14 protein-coding genes are annotated in these 18,320 nt (G+C 45.1%); 10 read left to right on the top strand and 4 right to left on the bottom strand.

The features are described from left to right. Positions 1–136: 136 nt before the first annotated feature. The 5 genes from I2503_RS02545 (at position 137) to I2503_RS02525 (ending at position 5,572) form a co-directional block, all read left to right on the top strand. Complete coding sequence (locus tag I2503_RS02545; protein ID WP_247644667.1) at positions 137–850, top strand: magnesium transporter CorA family protein; 714 nt, start codon at positions 137–139, stop codon at positions 848–850. A gap of 151 nt (positions 851–1,001) precedes the next feature. After that, on the top strand, positions 1,002–1,703 hold the full coding sequence (locus I2503_RS02540) for an ABC transporter ATP-binding protein (RefSeq protein WP_196091191.1): 702 nt from the start codon (positions 1,002–1,004) through the stop codon (positions 1,701–1,703). A gap of 1 nt (position 1,704) precedes the next feature. Then, positions 1,705–4,179, top strand: coding sequence for an ABC transporter permease (locus I2503_RS02535; RefSeq protein WP_196966915.1), 2,475 nt, complete (start codon positions 1,705–1,707; stop codon positions 4,177–4,179). A gap of 2 nt (positions 4,180–4,181) precedes the next feature. After that, a complete protein-coding gene (locus tag I2503_RS02530; RefSeq protein WP_196966914.1) occupies positions 4,182–4,718 on the top strand; it encodes a dihydrofolate reductase family protein in 537 nt (178 codons plus the stop codon). Further along, positions 4,718–5,572 carry a glycosyltransferase family 8 protein gene (locus tag I2503_RS02525; protein WP_196966913.1) on the top strand — a complete coding sequence of 285 codons (855 nt, stop codon included), beginning with the start codon at positions 4,718–4,720 and terminating at the stop codon, positions 5,570–5,572. Before I2503_RS02530 ends, I2503_RS02525 begins: the two co-directional genes overlap by 1 nt. Positions 5,573–5,682: 110 nt before the next feature. Here the strand turns inward: I2503_RS02525 and lysS are convergent, their stop codons facing one another. The 4 genes from lysS to I2503_RS02505 all read right to left on the bottom strand — a co-directional run bounded on the left by lysS (position 5,683) and on the right by I2503_RS02505 (position 9,314). Beyond that, entirely contained in the window at positions 5,683–7,173 is a 1,491-nt protein-coding gene (gene lysS, locus I2503_RS02520; RefSeq protein WP_196966912.1) for a lysine--tRNA ligase, read from the bottom strand. A gap of 56 nt (positions 7,174–7,229) precedes the next feature. Next, entirely contained in the window at positions 7,230–7,877 is a 648-nt protein-coding gene (locus I2503_RS02515) for a histidine phosphatase family protein (protein ID WP_196966911.1), read from the bottom strand. Positions 7,878–7,879: 2 nt separating this feature from the next. Beyond that, entirely contained in the window at positions 7,880–8,362 is a 483-nt protein-coding gene (locus I2503_RS02510; RefSeq protein WP_196966910.1) for an aminoacyl-tRNA deacylase, read from the bottom strand. Between the two features lie 64 nt (positions 8,363–8,426). Next, entirely contained in the window at positions 8,427–9,314 is an 888-nt protein-coding gene (locus tag I2503_RS02505) for a GH25 family lysozyme (protein WP_196091198.1), read from the bottom strand. Positions 9,315–9,493: 179 nt separating this feature from the next. Here I2503_RS02505 and I2503_RS02500 point away from each other — a divergent pair, with 179 nt between their 5' ends. From I2503_RS02500 to I2503_RS02480, 5 genes are all read left to right on the top strand, one after another. Next, positions 9,494–10,717 (top strand): FtsW/RodA/SpoVE family cell cycle protein, encoded by a 1,224-nt coding sequence (locus I2503_RS02500; RefSeq protein ID WP_196091199.1) that lies wholly within the window; start codon positions 9,494–9,496, stop codon positions 10,715–10,717. Positions 10,718–10,774: 57 nt separating this feature from the next. Then, a complete protein-coding gene (gene ppc / locus I2503_RS02495; RefSeq protein ID WP_196091200.1) occupies positions 10,775–13,534 on the top strand; it encodes a phosphoenolpyruvate carboxylase in 2,760 nt (919 codons plus the stop codon). A gap of 133 nt (positions 13,535–13,667) precedes the next feature. Beyond that, positions 13,668–14,864 carry an elongation factor Tu gene (gene tuf / locus I2503_RS02490; protein ID WP_179925281.1) on the top strand — a complete coding sequence of 399 codons (1,197 nt, stop codon included), beginning with the start codon at positions 13,668–13,670 and terminating at the stop codon, positions 14,862–14,864. Between the two features lie 147 nt (positions 14,865–15,011). Beyond that, the gene (gene tpiA, locus I2503_RS02485) at positions 15,012–15,770 is read left to right on the top strand and encodes a triose-phosphate isomerase (RefSeq protein WP_196966909.1); all 759 of its coding nucleotides are present in this window, start codon (positions 15,012–15,014) and stop codon (positions 15,768–15,770) included. Positions 15,771–16,249: 479 nt separating this feature from the next. Further along, positions 16,250–18,320, top strand: a 2,071-nt coding sequence (locus I2503_RS02480; protein WP_196966908.1) for a GBS Bsp-like repeat-containing protein, incomplete at its 3' end; no start/stop codon positions are given.

Here is an 18,320-nt window from a genome sequence, read left to right as displayed (position 1 = left end):
ATAAAGGGGAAATCCTTTTTTGTCTAGTCGAATGTTTCACCCAATGGGTGAAAAGCAGAACCTTCCAGAAACCCTGTGATCAATACGGTTTCTGGAAGGTTTTTAAGTTAGGTATGAATAATTTGGGTTTAATGCCTTGGATCCAATCAAGGAAGATAATCACTATGAGACAACTCCTCTGACTCTCATCGCCCAAGGCAATCAAGTGATCATGATTGTCAATGAGCAGAATCATTATTTGATTGATCGGATTCAGCGTCACCTTCCCTATACAACGATTAGCAGTAGTTATCAGTTTTTATTTTTCATTCTGACCTTAGTCACTCAAGAGTACTTCCCAATTTTAGATGAAATTGACCGAGAGAAGGATCGAGTGAATGGTCTGTTACGAAAACAAACCACCAAACGACTCTTGCTGGAACTTTCAGATTTGGAGACGGGTTTAGTCTATCTCCTGACTGCCAGCAATCAAAATGTCTTAGTGTTGGAACAGTTACGGAAACACCCGCGCACCAGCCGTTTGACTAACGAGGAGTTGGAGGAGCTAGAGGATGCCCTCATTGAAGCGCAACAGCTTCTTGCCATGACCCAGTTGGAATCTCAGGTTTTACAGCAATTATCGGGTGCTTATGATACCATCCTGAACAATACGCTGAATGAGAATTTGACGAGCCTCAATATTATTTCGATTCTTCTAGCGGTCCTCTCCCTTATTACGGGCTTTTTTGGGATGAATGTCCCGCTTCCTCTGTCTGAAGAGCCTCTGGCTTGGATTTGGATTAGTCTAGCCTTCATTGGTCTTTGGCTGATTTTAGCTCGAATTTTACGGTCCATCATGAATCGAAGATAGGGGAGACATTTCAGATTTATTGTGAATGAAAATAGGAAGGTTGGAATACGTGTCCAGCCTTTTTGCAATGGAAGATTTTTCGAAATCAGGAGCAGCTATTGGTTTTGTGATAGAATAGAGGAAGAAATACGGATGAAAGAGGGCACTTAAAATGGCCTATATTGAAGCAAAGGATTGTTGGAAAATCTATGGTCAGGGAGACTTGGAAGTTGTGGCCAATCGGGCTCTATCCTTTGAAATGGAGGAAGGCGAGCTTGTCGTTATCTTAGGGGCGTCAGGAGCTGGTAAATCAACGCTACTCAACATTCTTGGAGGGATGGACCAGGCTAGTCGTGGTCAGTTGTTGATTGATGGTCAGGACATTGTTCAGTATTCCGAGCGGGAACGGATTCATTATCGCCGGGAAGCGATTGGTTTTGTTTTTCAGTTTTATAATTTAGTGGGAAATTTGACCGCCTTGGAAAATGTGGAGCTGGCGACGGAATTGGTCTCCAATCCCTTGGATGCTCAAAGAACGTTAATGAGTGTGGGACTAGAAGGGCGGCAACATCATTTTCCAGCCCAGTTATCTGGTGGGGAACAGCAGCGAGTGGCGATCGCACGTGCCCTGGCCAAAAACCCTAAACTTCTCCTCTGTGATGAACCTACAGGGGCTTTGGACTACAAGACTGGAAAGCAAATTTTAACCCTCTTGAGTGATTTGGCTCGCAAAGAAGGTCGGACGGTTATCATTGTGACCCACAATGCGGCTTTGGCCAGCATTGCGGATCGGGTGATCCACATGCAGGATGCTCAGATTAAAAGTATTCAGATTCAGGAAAGTCCACTGCCTGTAAGAGAATTGGAGTATTAGTATGCTGAAAAAGACTTATTGGCTCAGTTTACTCCGAACGCTTCAGTCGAGTTGGAGCCGCTTTTTAGCCTTGGCCAGTCTACTGACCTTGTCAGCCTTTGTTTTGGTCGGCCTGCAGTTGGCCGGTCCTAGCCTCGACAGTTGGTTGACAGCCTTTAAAGCAGAACAGGCCGTTCCTCACGTTACAGTCTTAGCCAAGCTTGGTTTTAGCCAAGAAGAGAAAAAGGAGCTGGAGCAAGAGCTCAAAGAACAGAATGTGATAATTAATTTCGGTTATATGCAAGATGTTCTCTTGCAAGATGGTCGGGTACTTCGGCTTTTCTCCCTGCCGGATGAGCTAGCTCAGTTATGGAATCTAGAAGGCCAGCTTCCGAGTTTAGATTCTGAAATAGTCTTGGGGAAAGTGGCTAAGTCTGATTTTAAACAGGGTCAAGATGTCGAACTGGACTGGCTTGGAGGTGTCAAAAGGCTGACCATAACAGGTTTCGCCCAGTCTAGTCAGCTCATTTCCCAAGAGGATTTCGGACCTAGTCTTTTAGGTCAGGGGCAAGTTGATGTATATGGTTTTGTTCCCTCTACTTTTTTTAAAAATCAAAAAGCTAACCTAGCACAGATAGGTGGCGGTGAGGCGACTCAAAATCAGCTAGAGATGTGGTTGGCTGACCAGGAGAGCAGGAGTTGGGAGGCGGCACAGGCGGATCTGCGTCAACAGAAGAAGGACTTGCAGCAGGCGCAGCAAAACTTCATACAAGCTCAGGAATATCTATCTAAGATGGAGTTGGAACGCAACCAGCGAAGTTTGCAGGAGGGCCAGCAGCAACTTACGGTTTATGAAGAAGCTGTTCAACGACTGGAAGGGCAGGAGCTCTTTGAAGTCTTAGACATGGGAGAGTTCCCAGGATCCTCAAGCTATACCTACTTAGATACCAGTATTGCAAGCTTGAAAAAAGTTGCTAACTGGATACCACCGATTTTCTATGGTGTGACCATTTTGGTGGCTTTGACCAGTATGGTGCGGCTTGTTCAAGATGAACGGCAGAATATGGGCTTGTTGTCAGCTTTAGGCTATGGTCCTCTGGCTTTGATGTTTAAGTTTGTCAGTTATGGCCTCCTTTTGGCAGCTTTGGGAGCAGGGGTCGGTGGTCTATTGGGTGTGGGGATTCTAGCCCCTATGATTCAGGCCATTCTCCTACAAGGCACCGTTTTTACAGGAATTGAGCAAAGCCTCAGTTGGTCCCCCTTCCTTTGGTCATTGGGGCTGGGCGGTTTGTCGATACTCTTGCCCTTGTTATGGCTCTTAGTGCCAGACTTAAGGCAGTCCACCAGCCAACTCATGCGACCCAAGCCTCCTAGCAAGGGGAAACGAATTTTCTTGGAAAGGCTACCTGACATGTGGTCTCGGTTGAATTTCAGCCAGAAACTCTTAGCCCGCAACCTGTTTCGGTATAAGCAACGCATGCTGATGACCGTCTTAGGAGTCTTGGGCTCCATCGCTTTGCTGGTTGCGGCCCTTGGTCTGCAGGTGTCGATCGCCGGTGTGGCGGACAAGCAGTTTCACCATGTTTGGAACTACGATGCCTTGCTGATCCATCGTGAAGGCCAACCTTTCCACTATGATCAAGGTCGCTCGCTTAGTCTCTATTATCAAGAAGAGGAGCTGGACTTGCCTCGAGAGACAGGGCGACTGCAGGTTCTGACCCAATTACCGAACCAGACCTGGAGCGACATGATCCGACTTGAAGATTGGCAGACTGGTCAGGATTTAGATTTGGAGAAAGCCGGTGTGGTTCTCAGCCAACCCTTGGCCGAGGAACTGGGGGTTAGCGTAGGAGATCCCGTGTCCCTTGTTGGTAAAACTTGGACAGTGGGCGGAATTGTGCGACAGTATGTGGGCTATACCCTCTATTTGTCGCCGGCTCACATGTCTGGGGATGTGGAAGCCAATGCCCAGTTGTGGCAGTTGTCTGAAGAGGAGGAAGCGGCTTTTAGGGAGTCCGCCTTGAAATCGACTGGGACCTTGAGTCTGGAGGATACGGCTTTGATGGAGTCTTTCTTCCGTGATACCTCCCAGTCTTTGAATCAGACCATGTATCTGGTATCCTTCCTTTCGCTGGGTTTGGTTGTGATTATTTTAATTACATTGACCTTGCTCAACCTACATGAGCGAACAAGGGAGTTAGCGACCATGAAGGTCTTGGGCTTTTATCCCCGGGAGATGCAGCGCTTGTTGTATAAGGAACTCTTGTATTTGACAAGTCTGGGTGCTCTTTTGGGCTTGGTTGCTGGCTATTACCTACATGGGTTTCTCTTAGGTCAGATTGCGCCAGCAGGTGTGATCTTTAGCCGAGACATGGGGTACACACCCTATCTTTTGCCCCTGGTGCTATTAATGTTGGTCTTGATGGGCCTCTATTTCTTTATACAAGAAAAAATCAATCGCATTCCGATGTTGGATGCCTTAAAATCTTTGGAGTAAGGATGAAACGAGAATTAGTCTTAAATCTTGCAGTGAGTTTGGATGGTTATGTGGCGCGTGAAGATGGCTCTTATGATTGGATCCAAGCGCCGGACGATTCCATGGCCAATACTGCTTTACAATTTGATAATGCGGCTTTTTTTGAAAGCTGTGATACGGTCGTCCTAGGCCACAGGTCTTTTCTAGAATTAGGGTTGGATGAGATTCCAGGTGCAAAGGAGAAGCAATTCCTGGTAGCTCGGCGGGGGCCTGAGGAAAAAAGGGACAATGTTCACTTTACGCCCGACGTAGTAAGTTCTGTGAAAGAGTTACTAGCTGAAGAAGGTGGGCCGATTTGGCTTTTTGGTGGTGCTCAGATTGCCGATAGTTTGATTGCGGAAGACTTGGTGAGCGAGTACATTTTAGGGGTGGTACCGGTTATTCTAGGAAAAGGACGTCGTCTGTTTGATCAGACCCTGCCAGAAATTTCTTTGAAATTGGTTGAATCCGCCGTGACTGATGGCATCGCTCTGTTGCGATACCGAAAGGCTGACACTTGATGAAAGGGGGAGGAGAGGTGCAAGAATTAAACCTATTATTTGTCATTGATGATGGCTATGTAGATCAGCTCAAGGTAACACTTTATTCCATCCAACAGGAACTGGGGGAGAAGAAGGTTGCGATTTACTTGATGCAGAAAGAGAGTTTGGCTAGGGAAGAGGAATTAGCGACTTACTGCCAAGGATTAGGGTATTCTTACCATCCGGTTGTAGTGGGCAATCAGATTTTCAAAGATGCTCCGACGACCGATCGGTATCCTGATACGATCTACTATCGACTTTTAGCTCAAGAGTTTTTGCCTCAAGATTTGGAGCGAATTCTCTACTTGGATGCAGATATTCTCTGTCTCAATGACTTCACTTCTCTATACCAGATGGAGATGGGAACAGCGCTTTATGCTGCAGCTAGTCACAATGCAGACGGAGACATTTTAGATTTTGTCAACAAATTACGCCTGCAAAATTTCGAGATGGAATCCTCCTATTTCAATACGGGGGTTCTTTTGATGAATCTGACGGCCATTCGAGAAGCGGTTGAGCGTCAGGCGATTCTAGATTATATCGCTAAAAATAAAAACTTTCTGATTCTACCGGACCAGGACGTCCTCAATGGTCTGTATGCGGATCGGGTGCTAGCGTTGCCAGATGAAATCTACAATTACGACGCTCGCTACAGTATGCTCTACCAAGCCCGAAGTAATAACCAGTGGGATTTGGACTGGGTTATTGCAAACACCGTTTTTCTTCACTTTGCTGGACGAGATAAACCTTGGAAAGCTGGATACCGCTCCCGCTATGCCGGTCTTTATAAATATATGGCCAAGAAGGCCAGGGAACGGGTTGATAGGGAGTGATACTCATTATGTTCATCAAAGAGGTCTGACAAAGTCAGATTTTGAAATGTAAAGAGGATGAAGTCACAAAGACCTCCTGATCTTGATGTTCAGGAGGTCTTTCTTTTGTCTTATTTCATAGTTGGGAATAGGAGGACGTCGCGGATACTTGTTACGTTTGTAAGAAGCATGACGAGGCGGTCAATTCCGATTCCGAGTCCACCGGTTGGTGGCATTCCGTATTCGAGGGCTTCCACGAAGTCGTAGTCGATTCCGGTTGCCTCATCATCTCCCAATTCTTTGGCTTTAGCTTGAGCTTCAAAGCGGGATAGTTGGTCAATTGGGTCGTTCAACTCTGTGAAGGCATTGGCAAATTCTTTACCAACGATAAAGAGTTCAAAGCGGTCGGTGAAGCGAGGGTCCTCCGCATTTTTCTTGGCTAATGGAGAAACCTCAACTGGGTGACCATAGATGAAAGTTGGCTGCACCAAGGTGTCTTCTACGAATTCTTCAAAGAAGGCGTTGATGATATGACCAACAGATGTGAAGTGTTTTTCCACAGGAACCTTGTGCTCTTTTGCTAGTTCTTGGGCTTGTTCCAGTGTCATTGCTTGCCAGAAATCCACTCCAGTAATCTCTTTGATGGCGTCAATCATGTGCACACGCGCAAAGTCATGACCGATATTGATTTCTTGGTCTTGGTAGGTAATAACCGCTTGGTCTGTCACGGCTTTAGCGGCAGCTTGAATAATTCCTTGAACCAAGTCCATGATGTCTTGGAAATCTGCATAGGCTTGGTAGGCTTCAATTGTCGTGAACTCAGGGTTGTGGGTAGCATCCATTCCTTCATTACGGAAGATCCGTCCCATCTCGTAGACCCGTTCCATACCACCAACGATTAAGCGTTTCAGATGGAGTTCCGTCGCAATGCGGAGGACCATATCCATGTTTTGTGCATTGTGATGGGTTTCGAAAGGTCGAGCAGCAGCCCCACCCGCTTCGTTATGAAGGACTGGAGTTTCTACTTCAAGGAAACCTTGGTTATCTAGATAACGTCGGATCTCAGAAACAATTTTGGAGCGAGCAATGAAGCGCTCAAAGCTTTCACGATTGGATATGAGATCCAAATAGCGCTTGCGGTAGATGGTTTCAACATCTGATAGACCATGGAATTTTTCTGGAAGTGGTCGAAGGGCTTTGGATAAGTGGGTTAGGCGGCTAGCCTTGATGGACAATTCTCCCATATCAGTCCGCATGACTTGACCCTCAACTCCGATAAAGTCACCTAAATCCGCTTTTTTAAAGATTTCATAGTTTTCTTCGCCAACTTCATCTTTACGGACATAAATTTGAATTTGGCCATCACGGTCTTGGACGTGGGCAAAGCCGACCTTCCCTTTGCCACGCTTGGTCATTAAGCGACCGGCGATTGTAGCGGACTCATTCAAGTCATTAAGGGTTTCCTTATCCAAATCCGCATATTTTTCTTTCAATTCCGCAGAATTAGCGCTTCGTTCGAAGCGGTGGCCGAAGGGATCAATGCCAGCTTCCGCCAAGGCCTGCATTTTTTCCCGACGAATGATTTGCTGGTCATTGAGTTCCTCTGTTAGATGGTGTGACATATTTTCCTCCTCTGTCATCCGTTTACTTATGTTTTATTTTATCACAATTGAAGGGGTTATGAGTGGATAGGTTTGACTTTAACAGACTCTAAAAAGCTGGTGTCGTTCCAACTAAGGACTTGGAAATCTCTGAAATCATCAGTTTCTAAGATGGTCAAACTTCCATTCGACAAACCACCCCAATCCCGCAACAAGGCAGGTTTAACCCCTAAAAGGGTTCGAAGTGAGGCCACCAAATTGGCTCCATGGCCAACGAACAACACCTGGTCGTAAGGTTCATCCTTAAGAGAGTGAACCAGCTGGGTCACCCGACGGGTAGTCCGGTAAACGGACTCAGCCCCAAACATATCATAATTAAACTTGGCAAGGTTGTGACGGAAAGCTTGAATTTGTTGGGGATAGATGGCTTCCATGGTGGTAATCTTCTGCCCTTCTAACCGGCCAAGCTGCCATTCTCGTAAGGCAGCTTGGGGTTCGATATCCACTGGGGTTCGATTCTGAGACTGAATGATTTGAGCGGTATGGAGGGCGCGTGGTAGATCACTGGAGAAGATGCGGTCGAAACTCACGTCTTGAAGGTGTTTTCCAAGCCTCTCAATATCCAAGATGGCTTGGTTTAGGAGTGGAGAATCTCCGCTGGCCCCTTGAAAACGGCCTTCTTCATTCCATTCCGTTCGACCATGGCGAACAAAGTATAACTTCATTTCTATTCTTCTCCTTTTTTACGAAAATTTGCAAAGCTGGCTCCGACGAAGTCGGCTAAGTCTTGAGCAGACAATTGGACACTTCGTCCAATTTCACCGGCTGAGACTAGGATACTGGTGAAGTCTAGTGCCCGATCATCAATGTAGATAGGGAAATGATGACGCTGACGGATTCCAACGGGGTTGTTGGCCCCGTGAATATAGCCAGTGGTTTTCTCCAAATCTTTTTGAGGAATCATTTGGACCTTTTTATTTCCGGATATGGTGGCGAGTTTTTTCTCAGAAAGGTGATCTTCGATAGAAAGCACTCCAATGATCGGTCCAGTCTTGTCTCCCTTAAGGGCCAAGGTTTTAAAAATGCGAGCCCGGTCAAGTTCGTCAGGGGTTTGTCCTTCTAAACCGTTGAAGTGATGGGCTTGATGGGTGATGCCTGCCTTGGTGAGAATTTGTTCCACCAAGGTTTTCTTTAATGTTTTCTTAGCCATAAAACTCCTTTATCAGTTTTAACCAAAAGAGAGGCTGGGACGATAAAAGTCCCAGCCACAATTTCTATTCGGTCTGGGATTCAGTTTGATATTGGTAATCAGCAGCGTCCCTTTGGAATAATTTTTTATAGGTTTTGGCGGTATTTTTTAAAGGGGAAATTTGATTAAGGTCAACCTCCTTATCAAATCCGGGTAGCCAACCTCGGGAAGTGTATTGGTGAAGGTCATAATCAATATCCGTAGAAGGGGCAGCATTGTAATAACCAGAATCGACTCCATAAGTTGGGAACCAAACGGCATCAAACTTATCAGTGGAGATGCTGTGCTCTTCCATAAAGTAGGTTCCAATGTAGATTCCAATATTCTTAGCGCCTAAATCCTGCAGTTTAGCACGAAAGGCCTCGACGCCCTTGTCCATATTGGACATGGTTTTTTCTTCCACATCGAGCCAGTAGTAGCTTGGTTTGTATTTGGCAGAGGCTTCGTAGAATTCGGTAGCCTCCTTCTCCATCTCCTTAACGGATCCAGCTGCTACATAAGCGTAGACAGCAACAGGAATATCCCGTTTTTGGAATTCTTCAATGTGTTTCTGGTAGGATTTGTCAATGCCATTCAGGTAGGTAGCCGCATTTTCCTTTTTGGCTTGAGCGCCACTGTGGACACGAATGATGGCACCTGAAATGGACTCGGCCATAACGTCATAGTCTATTTCTTCTGGTAGTTGCCAACCAGAGAGGTCGACGATGGGACGGAGGTTGACTTCCTCGTTGGTCGTTTCTTTCTTTTTGGTCGTATCTTGCTTACTCTTTCGCGACTCCTCGGCAGCCTTTGCTGCTCGTGCGGCTTCTTGTTCGGCTCGTAACCCTTGTACTTGGATATGGCCGACAATTAAACTGAGAAAGAAGAAACCAAAAAAGATTGCGATAAAAATCGGTTTTATCCTTTGTCTCATAAGGTTCATTCTATCTTAAAATGGTGGAAAAAACAAGAAATCTCGCCTGATTTGGCGGAAAAAAGCCCATTTTTGGGAAACTGAGGTCACTCAGGTGAATAGGGAATGGGGTTTCCCTTTTTTTTCGATTGGGAAAATGGTATAATCAAGGCTGAATTTTTAGAAAAAACGGGTATGCAATGAAGATTGAAAAACGCTACTTGTTAAACTATTCAATCCTGATTCCTTACCTCATCTTGTCTATTTTGGGCTTGATTGTGGTGTATTCAACGACCAGTGCCAATTCCATCCAAAGTGGTGGAAATCCCTTTAGTTCGGTACTGACACAGGGGGTCTTCTGGATTGCGAGTTTAATCGGGGTCGCTTTAATATATAAGTTTAAATTAGACTTTTTGAAAAACCAACGGTTGGTGACCATCGTCATGTGGTTGGTTATTCTCTTGTTGATCATCTCCAGAATTTTTGGGGCCCAGATTAATGGTGCCCGCGGTTGGATCCTTTTGGGGCCCTTAAGTTTACAGCCAGCTGAGTACCTCAAAATTGTGATGATTTGGTACCTAGCTTCTGTGTTTAGTCGGCAACAAGAACTGATAGCTAAAAGTGACTATTATGCCTTGACTCAAAATCAGTTTTTTCCACGCTCATTTTCTGATTGGCGGATTGCGGTTCTTGTGTCCTTAGCTGTCATCGCCTCCCTTCCGGATTTGGGGAACGCCACTATCCTGTCCCTTTTGGTTGTGATTATGATTTCCCTAAGTGGAATTTCCTATCGTTGGTTTGCGACCTTTATGGGAGGGATTGCCGTTTTATCCGCAGCCGTCTTGGGAGCCATTCGTTTGATTGGGGTGGATGTCGTGGCCAACGTGCCACTTTTTGGATATATTGCTAAGCGTTTTAGTGCCTTTTATAATCCTTTCGAGGACTTATCTGATTCCGGTCACCAGTTGGCTAATTCCTATTATGCCATGAGTAATGGTGGCTGGTTTGGTATGGGCCTGGGGAACTCAATCGAGAAAAATGGCTACTTACCGGAGGCCCATACGGACTTTGTGTTTGCTATTGTCATTGAGGAGTTAGGATTTGTAGGAGCCAGTCTGATTTTAGGTCTCCTCTTCTTCCTTATTTTACGGGTGCTACTGGTTGGGATTCGAGCCCGAGATCCGTTTAATGCCCTTTTAGCCACAGGAGTTGGTGGGCTTTTGCTAACGCAGACCTTTGTTAATATTGGTGGAATCTCAGGCTTGATTCCCTCAACCGGGGTGACATTTCCCTTCCTTTCGCAAGGGGGGAATAGCCTCCTTGTCTTGTCCATTGCCATTGCTTTTGTTTTAAATGTTGACGCTGCGGAAAAGAAAAGGGACTTGGAAATCCAAGTAGGTGATTCGCCTGGCGAAAGAGCTTGAATGTGAGGCAGGGACGGGGCCAACCGTCTACGCCTCTTTTTGTGTAGAGGAGTAAACATGGAAAAATTAGAATACCAGGTATCAGCGGATGCCATCGCTCAGGACGCTTATGAATTGAAAAGTATGGTTAACCAAATTGTTGAAGCGGCTTATGGGTCAGAGATGCTGGTTGAGATGGACCAGATTAAAGATTGGGTCGTCCAAGGTCAGGATGAAAAGATTGCGAGTTATCTTCGAAATTTAGAGACAGACCGAATTTCTCTCTTGGTTCGTTATTTTGCAGTCGTGCCCTTGCTTATTAATATTGCGGAAGATGTGGACTTGGAAGTGACCATCCAACGCCGGAATAATCTGGCTGAGGACTACTTGGGAAAACTCAGTCAGGCTGTGGCACGGACTGCTCAGATGGACAATGCGCAGGAACTTTTGGAGCAATTACAAGTGGTACCTGTTTTGACGGCTCATCCGACTCAGGTTCAACGCAAATCCCTATTGGATTTAACTTCTCAGATTCATGACTTGCTCAAACGCAAGCGAATGGCCTTGCCCGGTGATCTCAATCAGAATGAGTGGGAGGAGGAACTCTACCGTTATTTGGAGACTATCCTACAAACCGACCTTATCCGGGAACAAAAGCTGACGGTTAAAAACGAGATTGTTAACGCGATGGCCTATTATCGCAGCTCGCTACTGGAGGCTGTCCCACGCTTGACTCAAACTTACCGGGACTTGGCCAAAGAAGAAGGTCTGTCCGTTCCTCACAGTCGCCCGATAGCTATGGGGATGTGGATTGGTGGAGACCGAGATGGGAATCCCTTTGTGACAGCGGAAACTCTACGAGTATCCGCTCGTGTTCAGCAGGAAGTTCTTTTTGATTATTATCTTCAGTCTTTGAATAAGCTCTACCGGGATTACTCTGTTTCCCTTAATTTGACGGATGTGAGTTCCCAGGTAGCTCGTTTGGCTGACCTTTCACAAGATAATTCTGTTTTTAGAGAAAAAGAACCTTATCGTCGCGCCCTTTCTTGGATTCGGGATCGCCTTCTGAAAACTCAAAAGGAAATGCAGGTTTTCTTGGGACAGCCAGAGGAGTTGGCCTTGGCTGGGAAAGAATTGATCAAAATGCAGCAGGAGCGCAATTGGGATAAAATTCCCGCCTATGCGACTGCTGAAGAATTCAAGGCAGAGTTGGAACAGGTACAGTCTTCCTTTATGGCTTTTGGGCAGCGTCACTTAGCGTCAGGGAAACTGAGTCAGTTAATTACGGCAGTAGAAGTTTTTGGTTTCTACTTAGCTAGCATTGATATGCGTCAGGATTCGAGTGTGCACGAGGCCTGTGTAGCTGAGCTACTAACGACAGCAGGGATTGAGGAGCATTATTCAGAGCTTGAAGAGGAAGATAAGGTGGCTCTTTTGCTCAGATTATTGGAGGAAGACCCACGACCACTTTCGGCTCCCACTCTTGCCAAAAGTGAGCTATTAGCTAAGGAGTTGGCTATTTTCGAAATGGCAGCCAAACTGAAAGATGTATTGGGCGAAGACGTCATTCGGCAATCAATCATTTCTCATGCAACCAGTGTTTCTGATCTGTTGGAATTGGCAACGCTTTTGAAAGAAGTTGGGCTGGTCAACCGTGATGCGACCCGTCTTCAATTGGTGCCTCTCTTTGAAACAATTGAGGATTTAGAGGCTTCTCGACAGACCATGCGTTCCTATCTATCCTTGGATTTGGTTCAAAAATGGATTGCTTCACGCAATGGCTATCAAGAGATTATGTTGGGCTATTCGGATAGTAATAAGGATGGAGGCTATCTTTCCTCAGTTTGGTCTCTCTATCAAGCCCAAGAGGATCTGCAAAAGTTAGGTCAAGAATTTGGCGTTAAAGTGACCTTCTTCCATGGACGCGGGGGGACAGTTGGTCGTGGTGGCGGTCCGACTTATGAAGCCATTATTGCTCAACCCTTGGAAAGTATTCGAGATCGTTTGCGTTTGACCGAGCAAGGGGAAGTGATTGCTAATAAATATGGAAATAAGGAAGCTGCTTATTACAATTTAGAAATGCTTCTATCTGCTTCGTTAGACCGTATGTTGAATCTGGAAGCGGAATTGAGTCCGGAGCAGCGTGAGACCTATGGTCGGGTTATGAACCACCTTGTCGAAACGAGCTACCAGGCTTATAGAGACTTAGTTTTTGAAAATCCAGCTTTCTATGAGTTCTTCTTTGAAGCTAGTCCGATTACCGAAATTTCTAGTCTCAACATTGGTTCCCGGCCAGCGGCTCGGAAAACGATTACTGAAATTTCAGGATTACGGGCTATTCCTTGGGTTTTCTCTTGGTCTCAGAATCGCATCATGTTACCAGGTTGGTACGGGGTTGGTCAGGCCTTTCAGACTTTGATGGCGGAGGATCCTGAGTGGCTCTCGATTCTCCGTCACATGTATCAGAACTGGCCGTTTTTCCGAGGGTTACTCTCCAATGTGGATATGGTGTTGGCCAAATCCAATATGACCATTGCGGCCCACTATCGAGACTTGGTACAGGATTCTCAGGTAGCGGAAGTGTTTGACCTGATTTTTGCGGAATGGGAAAAAACCAAAGAAAGTCTCTTGCTAATAGAAGAGAGCGATCAACTTTTGGCGGATAATACCTATCTATCGAATAGTTTGTCCTACCGCATGCCTTACTTCGATGTCTTAAATTACATCCAGGTAGAGTTAATCCGGCGTAAGCGTGAGGGGGTATTACCGGAAGAAGCCAATTCCTTAATTGCAACCACTATCAATGGGATTGCGACAGGGCTTCGGAACTCGGGCTAATCAATGGAAAAAATTAAAAAAAGAAGTAAAAGGCTTGATTTTTTCTAACAGTCTGATAGAATAGTAGGGAAAGTTAGACTGTATTGCCTACTGTCTATCTATAAAATATATTTTATTGGAGGCTTTTACCCAAATGGCAAAAGAAAAATACGATCGTAGTAAACCCCACGTTAACGTTGGTACAATTGGACACGTTGACCACGGTAAAACTACCCTAACTGCAGCGATTACAACTGTTTTGGCACGTCGTTTGCCTTCATCAGTTAACCAACCTAAAGATTACGCTTCTATCGACGCTGCTCCAGAAGAGCGCGAACGCGGAATCACCATCAACACTGCACACGTTGAGTACGAAACTGAAAAACGTCACTACGCTCACATCGACGCTCCAGGACACGCGGACTACGTTAAAAACATGATTACTGGTGCGGCTCAAATGGACGGAGCGATCCTTGTAGTTGCGTCTACAGATGGACCAATGCCACAAACTCGTGAGCACATCCTTCTTTCACGTCAGGTTGGTGTTAAAAACTTGATCGTCTTCATGAACAAAGTTGACCTTGTTGACGATGAAGAATTGCTTGAGTTGGTTGAAATGGAAATCCGTGACCTTCTTTCAGAATACGATTTCCCAGGTGATGACCTACCAGTTATCCAAGGTTCAGCTCTTAAAGCGCTTGAAGGTGATTCAGCATTTGAAGACATCATCATGGAATTGATGGATACTGTTGACTCATACATTCCAGAACCAGAACGCGATACTGACAAACCATTGCTTCTTCCAGTCGAGGACGTATTCTCAATCACTGGTCGTGGTACTGTTGCGTCAGGACGTATCGACCGTGGTGTGGTTCGTGTCAATGACGAAATCGAAATCGTTGGTATCAAAGAAGAAACTACTAAAGCAGTTGTTACTGGAGTTGAAATGTTCCGTAAACAATTGGACGAAGGTCTTGCAGGAGACAACGTTGGGGTTCTTCTTCGTGGTGTTCAACGTGATGAGATTGAACGTGGACAAGTTATCGCTAAACCAGGTTCTATCAACCCACACACTAAATTTAAAGGTGAAGTTTACATCCTTACTAAAGAAGAAGGTGGACGTCACACTCCATTCTTCAACAACTACCGTCCTCAATTCTACTTCCGTACAACTGACGTAACTGGTTCTATCGAGTTGCCAGCAGGTACTGAAATGGTTATGCCTGGTGATAACGTGACAATCGACGTTGAGTTGATCCACCCAATCGCCGTAGAACAAGGAACAACATTCTCTATCCGTGAGGGTGGACGTACTGTTGGTTCAGGTATGGTTACTGAAATCGAAGCTTAATTCGGTTCATTTCCTAGATTAACAATTTAAGTCAGAACAGCACTAGCTTGGTCTTTGGCCAGGCTAGTGTTTTTTGGATTTCCCTTTTTTTCTGCTCGTCTTTGTGATAAAATAAGGACTGTAATAAAAATAGAAGAGGTATGTGAAATGTCACGTAAACCAATTATCGCAGGTAACTGGAAAATGAACAAAAACCCTCAAGAAGCACAAGCTTTCGTTGAGGGACTAGCAGGCAAATTGCCATCAGCTGATCTTGTTGAAGCAGCGATTGCTGCACCAGCAGTTGATTTGAACGCACTTCTATGGTTTTCTAAAGATTCAGACCTTAAAGTGGCAGCGCAAAACTGTTACTTTGAAGATGCGGGTGCCTTCACAGGTGAAACTAGCCCTAAAGTTTTGAACGAAATGGGTGTTGACTACGTTGTGATCGGTCACTCAGAGCGTCGTGACTACTTCCACGAAACAGATGAAGATATCAACAAAAAAGCACATGCTATCTTCCGTAATGGTATGACACCAATAATCTGTTGTGGTGAGTCACTTGAAACTTATGAAGCTGGACAAGCAGTTGAGTTTGTTGGAGTACAAGTCTCAGCAGCTCTTAAAGGGCTTTCAGCTGAGCAAGTATCCTCACTTGTGATTGCTTATGAGCCAATCTGGGCTATCGGTACTGGTAAATCTGCAACTCAGGACGACGCACAAAAAATGTGTAAAGCTGTTCGTGATGTTGTTGCTGCAGACTTTGGTCAAGAAGTGGCAGACAAAGTTCGTGTGCAATACGGTGGTTCTGTAAATCCATCAAATGTGAAAGATTACATGGCTTGCCCAGATGTAGATGGAGCTCTTGTTGGGGGTGCTTCCCTTGAAGTGGATAGCTTCCTAGCTCTTTTAGATTTTGTAAACTAATGGTTTAGAAGAGTGGGACAGAATAATTTTCGTAAAAAATTGTTCGTTACAAGTCTTTGTTTCAAGTTGTAAGCTGAAACGGTTTCTCCCCAAACCGACCTCGCTCTTTTATTGTTAGGCTCGGGTTCAAACAGTCTCTTCCCAGACTGTTTGAATCCCACCTCCGCACAGTTGATTCGGTTATTTTCGGAGGTCAAAGAGTTAGAAATTGACTCTTTGAGTATCTGGATAAGAGAACATGAACTGTTCTCTCAATAAAAGCGAACAATTGTTATTTGCTTCGCTCTCCTATCTGCTACCTCAAACAGCCTTTTAGCTGTTTGACCAATCAACCACTGCGTAAAAGTTATTCCGATAACTAAAATAGAAAGGTTGAGACTTTTGTCCCAGCCTTTTTTTTGATGCTTTTATTGAAAAAAACAAAAACTTAGTATAAAATAAATGGGTAACTTTAAGAAAAAATAAAGGAAATAGTCATTATGAATCAGAGATCCCAGCAACGTTTTTCCATCCGGAAATATTCATTCGGTGCGGCTTCTGTTTTAATTGCTAGCCTTGTCTTCATGGGAGGACAAGTGCAGGCGGATAGTTATTCAGAAACCACTGTCAAGGGTGAATCATCCAGCCAAACAGTGACGTCTGAGCCTCAAGCGAATGGAACACTAGAAACAAATCCAAGTTCAGAACTTGTAACGCCTCAGACAAGCTTAAGGGCATCCTTGGCTCCTTCTACTGAAGTGGCGACCAGCCCTAGTTCATCTTCTAAAGCAGTCTCTTCAAGTGAAGCGAGTGCATCTACAGAGGAAACATCAACCTTGCCTTCTGAGAATTCTGCATCTATTAAAACTGAATCAGTTCAGCCTGCTTCAGCAACTCCCTTCCGGCGTGCTGCAACATCTGGTTCGGCAGAAACCAGTAATCAGCTACCAAACTCAGGAACCTATGTTTTTGAAGAAGTCGCAGAAGTTCACTCTGAACCCCGATTGGCCTCTAGCGTTGTTGCGACTTATAGTAAGGGGCAATCGGTCGTTTATGATCAGGTCTTGAATCGGGAACAGCGCCAATGGTTGTCCTATATCGGAGCTTCAGGTGCTCGACGTTATGTGGCTCTTCCGGCTCAAAATAATGCTGGTCAAACTACGGATTCAGCTGTTGCCAATACCTTGAAAGCCTTGGCACCTCAAGGAACCTATACTTTTAGCCAAACTGCGGGTGTTAAAAACGAAGCTCGAATCACGAGTCCAGATCTAGCAACCTATCGTCCAGGTCAGTCTGTTCGTTATGACCGCGTTTTAAATGCGGACAATTATACTTGGATTTCTTACATTTCTTATTCAGGTACCCGTCGTTACGTAGCAATCGGTGCTCAGTCGATTCAACCAAGTCGCCCAGTGACACCAGAAGTGAAGGTAGAGAAAACAGGTCGCATCTCAACCTCTAGTGTCTCTGCATCCGGTTTTGAGGTTGTTGTTAGTAATGTAAACCATCCACAAGGAGTGAAGGAAGTTCTAGTTCCAACTTGGTCTGAGAAAAATGGTCAAGATGATCTTATCTGGCATAAGGCTGTAAAACAAGCGGATGGTAGTTATAAAGTCCGAATTGAAACCAAGGATCATAAGAATGACGCGGGTAGCTATGTCTCCCATGTTTACTATGTGACAAACCAAAATAACCGGGAATATGTAACTGGAACCAAGGTAACTGTCCCACAAGCTCCAGTGGTTCAAAAAACAGGTCAGGTGACAGGAAGTAACATCAGTTCAACAGGCTTTGATGTTGTGGTCTCACAAGTCAACCACCCACAAGGAGTGAAGGAAGTTTTGGTTCCAACTTGGTCTGAGAAAAATGGTCAAGATGATCTAATCTGGCATAAGGCTGTAAAACAAGCGGACGGTAGTTATAAAGTCCGGATTGAAACCAAGGATCATAAGAATGACGCGGGTAGCTATCTCACCCATGTTTACTATGTGACGAACCAAAATAACCGGGAATATGTAACTGGAACCAAGGTAACTGTCCCTCAAGCTCCAGTGGTTCAAAAAACAGGTCAGGTGACAGGAAGTAACATCAGTTCAACAGGCTTTGATGTTGTGGTCTCACAAGTCAACCACCCACAAGGAGTGAAGGAAGTTCTAGTTCCAACTTGGTCTGAGAAAAATGGTCAAGATGATCTAATCTGGCATAAGGCTGTAAAACAAGCGGACGGTAGTTATAAAGTCCGGATTGAAACCAAGGATCATAAGAATGACGCGGGTAGCTATCTCACCCATGTTTACTATGTGACGAACCAAAATAACCGGGAATATGTAACTGGAACCAAGGTAACTGTCCCTCAAGCTCCAGTGGTTCAAAAAACAGGTCAGGTGACAGGAAGTAACATCAGTTCAACAGGCTTTGATGTTGTGGTCTCACAAGTCAACCACCCACAAGGAGTGAAGGAAGTTCTAGTTCCAACTTGGTCTGAGAAAAATGGTCAAGATGATCTTATCTGGCATAAGGCTGTAAAACAAGCGGATGGTAGTTATAAAGTCCGGATTGAAACCAAGGATC

The organism is Streptococcus sp. NLN64 (genome assembly GCF_015831295.1).
Taxonomy (GTDB): domain Bacteria; phylum Bacillota; class Bacilli; order Lactobacillales; family Streptococcaceae; genus Streptococcus.
Note: the sequence above shows the minus strand (reverse complement) of the source record. Positions and strands in the feature narration are given on the sequence as shown.

Bases quoted from the DNA above. Each gene is read 5' to 3' on its own strand.
- ppc (WP_196091200.1), top strand. From the start codon at position 10,775: ATGGAAAAATTAGAATACCAGGTATCAGCGGATGCCATCGCTCAGGAC.
- I2503_RS02530 (WP_196966914.1), top strand. From the start codon at position 4,182: ATGAAACGAGAATTAGTCTTAAATCTTGCAGTGAGTTTGGATGGTTAT.
- tuf (WP_179925281.1), top strand. From the start codon at position 13,668: ATGGCAAAAGAAAAATACGATCGTAGTAAACCCCACGTTAACGTTGGT.
- lysS (WP_196966912.1), bottom strand. From the start codon at position 7,173: ATGTCACACCATCTAACAGAGGAACTCAATGACCAGCAAATCATTCGT.
- I2503_RS02540 (WP_196091191.1), top strand. From the start codon at position 1,002: ATGGCCTATATTGAAGCAAAGGATTGTTGGAAAATCTATGGTCAGGGA.
- tpiA (WP_196966909.1), top strand. From the start codon at position 15,012: ATGTCACGTAAACCAATTATCGCAGGTAACTGGAAAATGAACAAAAAC.
- I2503_RS02500 (WP_196091199.1), top strand. From the start codon at position 9,494: ATGAAGATTGAAAAACGCTACTTGTTAAACTATTCAATCCTGATTCCT.
- I2503_RS02535 (WP_196966915.1), top strand. From the start codon at position 1,705: ATGCTGAAAAAGACTTATTGGCTCAGTTTACTCCGAACGCTTCAGTCG.
- I2503_RS02505 (WP_196091198.1), bottom strand. From the start codon at position 9,314: ATGAGACAAAGGATAAAACCGATTTTTATCGCAATCTTTTTTGGTTTC.
- I2503_RS02510 (WP_196966910.1), bottom strand. From the start codon at position 8,362: ATGGCTAAGAAAACATTAAAGAAAACCTTGGTGGAACAAATTCTCACC.
- I2503_RS02525 (WP_196966913.1), top strand. From the start codon at position 4,718: ATGAAAGGGGGAGGAGAGGTGCAAGAATTAAACCTATTATTTGTCATT.
- I2503_RS02515 (WP_196966911.1), bottom strand. From the start codon at position 7,877: ATGAAGTTATACTTTGTTCGCCATGGTCGAACGGAATGGAATGAAGAA.